1 pseudogene is annotated in these 238 nt (G+C 39.1%); it reads left to right on the forward strand.

Annotation, left to right across the window (positions count from 1 at the left end):
* Positions 1–238: pseudogene (yrkP, locus tag AC6UDE_RS07195) on the forward strand (two-component response regulator YrkP); the annotation flags it as partial.

The following is a 238-nucleotide window of genomic DNA, read 5'->3' on the forward strand; positions in this document are numbered from 1 at the left end:
GATTTATAAGGAGAAAAAGGAAAGTGGGGATACGTTTCTGGTTGGAGGCAAGTTAAAAGTCAATGAACATTTTAATGAGGTCTCGAAAGAAGGACAGCAGCTCAAGCTATCTGATCTGGAGTATCGCATCCTGAAACTCTTGATGAGCAAACGAAGCAAAATATTTTCCGCTCAAAATATTTACGAGAGTGTATGGGAACAGCCGTATTTTTATTGTTCAAACAACACCGTAATGGTG

It is taken from the genome of Fructilactobacillus sp. X2R5C3, assembly GCF_059901325.1.